The sequence below is a fragment of the Mycobacterium sp. genome (assembly GCF_035653355.1).
GTDB lineage: Bacteria > Actinomycetota > Actinomycetes > Mycobacteriales > Mycobacteriaceae > Mycobacterium.
This window is the reverse complement of record NZ_DASRBZ010000481.1, coordinates 1-5,832: the sequence shown is the minus strand read 5'-3', so window position 1 is coordinate 5,832 and position 5,832 is coordinate 1. Positions and strand designations below refer to the sequence as shown.

Here is a 5,832-nt window from a genome sequence, read left to right as displayed (position 1 = left end):
CTGGCGATGCAGTGGCAGAGCCACGCGTTCACGCCTGAACAGAAGGCCCGCAATGTCGACTATTACGAGCGGCGCACCGTGCGCGACTCGTCGCTGTCGGCATGCACCCAGGCGGTGATGTGCGCCGAGGTGGGCCACTTGGAGCTGGCTCACGACTACGCCTACGAGGCGGCGCTGATCGACCTGCGCGACCTGCACGCCAACACCCGCGACGGGCTGCACATGGCGTCGTTGGCCGGTGCCTGGACCGCGCTGGTCGCCGGGTTCGGCGGACTGCGTGACGACGAAGCGATCTTGTCGCTCGACCCGCAGCTGCCTGATGCCATGGCGTGCCTGCGGTTCCGGTTGCGCTGGCAAGGCTGCCGGCTGACCGTGTGCGCCACCCACGACGACGTCACCTACACCTTGCGCGATGGGCCTGACGGCAAGCTCACGATCCGGCATGCCGGTGAAGAGCTCGAGCTCAGCACCGAAGAGCCGACGACCGTTCCGGTGCGGGTCCGCGAACCGATGCTGCCGCCGCCGCATCAGCCGCCGGGCCGGGAACCGGTACACCGGCGCACCGTCGCGTCACGCCGCCTTGCGGCGCAGACCGGCCCGTCGCCTCGAGCAGCCGAGGGCTAACGGACGATCCGGGGGCGGTCAGTGCGGTTCGATGATCCGGGCCACTTCATCGCCCACCGCCTGACGCACGTCGTCGTCGGCCAGCTCCTCGATACCGGCAGCTGAGCGCAAGAACGGCTCGAACAACCGCCAGCCTAATTGCAGCGCAACGGCATTGGCGACAGCCAAGCGTGCCTCGCGGTCGCTGTCGTGCCGTGGCCGAACCTGATCCAGCAGCTGCGACACGCCGGGAAACCGGCTCTGCAGCTGCCCCGCCGGATAGCCGTCGAGCAATGCGCGGGCCATCACCCGCATATGCCGGTCGAAAGCCTGCTCAACCTCCGCCGCCGGCGCACCGTTCTGCAGCAACGCGGTCGTCGTCATCCCCAAGTGATCGAGCACTGCCCCGACCAACTGTTCCTTGGTGCCGAAGTGGCGAAACACCAAGCCGTGGTTGACCTTTGACCTGGCGGCGATATCGCGGATCGACGTCGCAGCCGGACCGCGCTCGGCGAACAGGTCGGCTGCGGCCGCCAGGATCGCCGCCGCAACATGTTGCCGCCCCACGGGAATCTGGTCGCCTGTTGACACCGCCGTAGTCATATGACTACAGTACCGTATGTAGTCAGGCGACTACACAACGGCGCACCCAAGGACCCAGCATGACCACTTCTGCGATCACCGTCACCAAGCTCGGCAGCCGGATCGGTGCCCGAATCGACGGGGTGCGTCTCGGTGGTGACCTCGACGCCCCCATGGTCGACGCAATTCGCCGAGTGCTGTTAGGCCACCGGGTGATCTTCTTCCGCGGCCAGCACCACCTCGACGACGCCGAGCAGCTGGCCTTCGCCCGATTGCTGGGCACTCCGATCGGTCACCCGGCCGCGAAATATCTCGCTGCAGAGAACGCGCCCGTCATCACCCCGATCAACTCCGAATACGGCAAGGCGACCCGCTGGCACACCGATGTCACGTTCGTCGCGAACTATCCGGCGGCATCGATCCTGCGGGCCGTCGATCTGCCCAGCTACGGCGGCTCGACGCTGTGGGCATCGACCGCCGCGGCATATGCGGCGCTGCCCGAACCGCTCAAGCACTTCACCGAAAATCTGTGGGCGTTGCACAGCAACCGATTCGACTACGTCGTGACCGACGTGATGAACGACGAGCAGCGCGCGTTTCGGGAGGCGTTCGAAAAGCCCGATTTCCGCACCGAGCATCCGGTGGTGCGGGTGCACCCGGAGACTGGTGAACGCACACTGCTAGCCGGGGATTTCGTCCGCGGGTTCGTCGGCCTGGACAACCACGAGTCACATGTGCTGCTCGAGTTGCTGCAACGGCGAATCACCCTGCCGGAAAACACCATTCGATGGAACTGGGAGCACGGCGATGTCGCTATCTGGGACAACCGGGCCACCCAGCACCGGGCCGTCGACGACTACGACGACCAGCATCGGCTCATGCACCGGGTGACCTTGATGGGCGATGTGCCCGTCGACGTGCACGGGCAACGCAGCCGAGTGATCAGCGGAGCGCCGCTGGCAGCGGTGGCGGGCTAGGCTAGCCGGCCGAGCTGATCGGCTCGATCGGCAGCCACCGCAGCGCCCCCGGCGCGTCGGCGGGCACCACGGGCTGCTTGGGCGCAATCGGCTCCAGGCGGCGATAGGGCTCACCCTGGCTCGGCCGCAGGTCCTCCTGCCCCTTGTTGGGCCACAGCGAGGCAGCCCGCTCGGCTTGCGCGGTGATGGAAAGTGACGGGTTGACACCAAGATTCGCCGAGATCGCAGCACCGTCGTGTACGGACAGCGTCGGATAGGCGTACACCCGCTGATAGGGGTCGATGACGCCGGTTTCCGGGCTGTCCCCGATCGCCGCGCCGCCTAGGAAGTGCGCCGTCAGCGGGATATTGAACAGCTCTCCCCAGGTCCCGCCAGCGACGCCGTCGATCTTCTCCGCGATGCGTCGAGTTACCGTGTTGCCGACCGGAATCCACGTCGGGTTGGGCTCGCCGTGGCCCTGCTTGCTGGAATACCGCCGGCCTAGCAACCCGCGCTTGGTGAACGTGGTGATCGAGTTGTCCAGGTTTTGCATCACCAGCGCGATCAATGTCCGCTCGCTCCACTGGCGCACGTTGAGCAACCGTAAGGTGCCGCGCGGATCTTCACGGGCCTGCCGGATCAACTGTCGCCAGCGGGGCACATCGCTTCCCTCGGGGCCCGGCCCGTCGGTCATCAATGTCTGCAGCAGCCCCATCGCGTTGGAGCCCTTGCCGTAGCGCACCGGCTCGATGTGGGTGTCGGAGCTGGGGTGGATCGACGACGTGATCGCCACACCATGGGTGAGGTCGAGATCCGGTGAGACTTCTAGCTTTCCGGCACCGACGATGGATTCAGAGTTGGTGCGGGTGAGCACGCCGAGCCGCTCGGACAGCTTGGGCAGCTTGCCCTTGTCGCGCATCTTGAACAGCAGGTGCTGCGTGCCCCAGGTTCCGGCGGCCAGCACCAGATGCGTTGCTGTGTATGCCTTTTTCTGCCTGCGCAGCCAGCGGCCGGTGCGCACCGTCTGCACCCGCCACGTCCCATCGGGCAGCTGCTCGAAGCCGGTGACCGTGGTCATCGGATGCACTTGCGTGCCAGCGCTTTCCGCGAGATAGAGGTAGTTCTTCACCAGCGTGTTCTTGGCGCCGTGCCGACAGCCGGTCATGCACTCGCCGACTTCGCGGCAGCCGGTGCGAGCAGGGCCCGCGCCGCCGAAATACGGGTCGGGCACCGTCTTACCGGGCGCTTTCTTGCCGTCCGGGCCGAAGAACACCCCTACCGGAGTCGGCACCCAGGTGTCGCCGAAGCCCATCTCGTCGGCGACCTCCTTGACGATGCGGTCGGCGTCGGTGAACGTCGGGTTGCGCACGACGCCGAGCATCCGCTGCGCCTGCTCGTAGTGCGGCATAAGCTCGGCGCGCCAGTCGGTGATGTGCGACCACTGTCGGTCATTGAAGAACGGCTCCGGCGGCACATACAGGGTGTTGGCATAGTTCAGCGATCCACCGCCCACGCCGGCGCCGGCCAGGATCATCACGTTGCGCAGCAGATGGATGCGCTGGATGCCATAGCAGCCCAGCTTGGGCGCCCACAGGAATCTGCGTAGGTTCCACGAGGTCTTGGCGAACTCGTGATCGGCGAACCGGCGACCGGCTTCGAGGACCCCGACGCGATACCCCTTCTCCGTCAGCCGAAGCGCGGTGACGCTGCCCCCGAAACCCGAACCGATGATCAAGACGTCGTAGTCAGGTTCCATCGGCCCAGCCTAACCTTCAGCTGCCGACCGTCAGCCCGACCTTCTGGAATTCCTTCAGGTCGCAATAGCCGGCCTTGGCCATCGAGCGGCGCAGTCCACCGACGAGATTCAGCGACCCGAACGGATCGTCGGACGGGCCGCCCAGCACCTGCCGCAGCGGAGCCCGCTCCCCGACCGCGACTTGCAGCAGCGCGCCACGTGGCAGCGACGGGTGGGCGGCCGCCGCCGGCCAAAACCACCCGTCACCGAGCGCCTCAGCGGCCTCGGCCAGCGGCGTGCCCAGCACCACCGCGTCGGCGCCGCAGGCGATGGCCTTGGCAAGATCGCCGGAGGTGTGGATGTCGCCGTCGGCCAGCACATGCACGTAGCGGCCGCCTGTTTCGTCGAGGTATTCGCGGCGGGCGGCGGCAGCGTCCGCGATGGCGGTGGCCATCGGCACGCTGATGCCGAGCACCTCGTCGCTGGTGGTCACTCCCTCGGTGGAGCCGTAGCCGACGATGACCCCGGCAGCGCCGGTGCGCATCAGATGCAGGGCGGTGCGGTGGTCGAGCACACCGCCGGCCACCACCGGCACGTCGAGCTCGGCGATGAACGTCTTGAGGTTGAGCGGCTCACCGTCGCTGGCCACCCGTTCGGCGGAGACGATGGTGCCCTGGATGACAAGCAGGTCCACCCCGGCCGCCACCAACGAGGGCGTCAGCGCCTGAGCGTTCTGCGGGCTGACCCGCACCGCGGTGACTACCCCGGCCTCGCGAATGCGGGCCACTGCCGCGCCCAGCAGGTCGGGGTCCAGCGGCGCGGCATGCAGCTGTTGCAGCAGCCGGATAGCCGCCGACGGCTCGGGCTCTTTAGCGGCTGCCTCTACTACCTGGGCGATCTTGGCGTGATAGTCGGCGTGCCGGCCGATCAGCCCTTCGCCGTTGAGCACCGCGAGCCCGCCCAGCCGGCCGAGCTCGATGGCGAACTCGGGGGACACCAGCGCGTCGGTGGGGTGGGAGACGACGGGAATCTCGAACCGGTAGGCGTCGAGCTGCCAGGCCGTCGAGACGTCTTTCGAGGAGCGGGTACGCCGGGACGGCACGATGTTGACGTCGTCGAGTTCATAGGTGCGACGGGCCGTGCGGCCCATGCCGATCTCGACCATGTCACGCATGTGCGACCAATTCACCGCACGTAGTAGTTCGGCGCTTCGACGGTCATGGTGATGTCGTGCGGGTGGCTCTCTTTGAGGCCTGCCGCGGTGATCCGGACGAACTGCGCCTGCTGCAGCTGCTCGATAGTCGTGGCGCCGGTGTAGCCCATCGCGGCGCGCAGTCCACCGGTGAGCTGGTGGATCACCGTCGACAGCGGCCCGCGGAACGGTACTCGGCCTTCGATGCCTTCGGGTACCAGCTTGTCCTCGCTCAAAGCGTCGTCGGCGAAGTAGCGGTCTTTGGAGTACGACTTGCCCTCCCCTCCGGAAAGGCTTCGACCCCGCATGGCGCCCAGCGACCCCATGCCGCGGTAACTCTTGTACTGCTTGCCGTTGACGAAGATCAGCTCACCGGGGGCTTCGGCGGTGCCCGCCAGCAGCGAACCCAGCATGGCCGTCGACGCACCGGCGGCCAGCGCTTTGGCGATGTCGCCGGAGTACTGCAGTCCCCCGTCGGCGATCACCGGCACACCGGCCGGGCCGCACACCGCAACGGCTTCCAAAATCGCCGTAATTTGTGGCGCCCCGACACCCGCGATGACTCGGGTGGTGCAGATCGATCCCGGCCCCACACCGACTTTGACCGCGTCGGCGCCGGCCTCGACCAGCGCCGCGGCCGCCGACCGGGTGGCGACGTTGCCGCCGACGACCTCGACCCGGTCGCCGATTTCGGCCTTGAGCTTGCCCACCATCTCGAGCACCAGCCGGTTGTGGGCATGCGCGGTGTCGACGACCAGCACGTC

Annotated in this window: 6 protein-coding genes; 2 read left to right on the top strand and 4 right to left on the bottom strand. The window is 67.3% G+C overall.

The window, feature by feature from the left end:
- Positions 1 to 624, top strand: a 624-nt coding sequence (locus VFA16_RS16630; RefSeq protein ID WP_324968873.1) for a glycosyl hydrolase family 65 protein, incomplete at its 5' end; no start/stop codon positions are given.
- A gap of 18 nt (positions 625 to 642) precedes the next feature.
- Here VFA16_RS16630 and VFA16_RS16625 read toward each other — a convergent pair.
- Positions 643 to 1,206 (bottom strand): helix-turn-helix domain-containing protein, encoded by a 564-nt coding sequence (locus tag VFA16_RS16625; protein ID WP_324968872.1) that lies wholly within the window; start codon positions 1,204 to 1,206, stop codon positions 643 to 645.
- Between the two features lie 59 nt (positions 1,207 to 1,265).
- On the opposite strand from VFA16_RS16625, the gene VFA16_RS16620 reads away from it, so the two are divergent.
- Entirely contained in the window at positions 1,266 to 2,162 is an 897-nt protein-coding gene (locus VFA16_RS16620; protein WP_324968871.1) for a TauD/TfdA family dioxygenase, read from the top strand.
- Position 2,163: 1 nt separating this feature from the next.
- Here VFA16_RS16620 and VFA16_RS16615 read toward each other — a convergent pair whose 3' ends face one another.
- From VFA16_RS16615 to guaB, 3 genes are all read right to left on the bottom strand, one after another.
- The gene (locus VFA16_RS16615) at positions 2,164 to 3,897 is read right to left on the bottom strand and encodes a GMC family oxidoreductase (protein WP_324968870.1); all 1,734 of its coding nucleotides are present in this window, start codon (positions 3,895 to 3,897) and stop codon (positions 2,164 to 2,166) included.
- A gap of 16 nt (positions 3,898 to 3,913) precedes the next feature.
- Positions 3,914 to 5,041 carry a GuaB3 family IMP dehydrogenase-related protein gene (locus VFA16_RS16610; protein ID WP_324968874.1) on the bottom strand — a complete coding sequence of 376 codons (1,128 nt, stop codon included), beginning with the start codon at positions 5,039 to 5,041 and terminating at the stop codon, positions 3,914 to 3,916.
- A gap of 20 nt (positions 5,042 to 5,061) precedes the next feature.
- On the bottom strand, positions 5,062 to 5,832 hold a 771-nt coding region (gene guaB / locus VFA16_RS16605), incomplete at its 5' end, for an IMP dehydrogenase (RefSeq protein ID WP_324968869.1).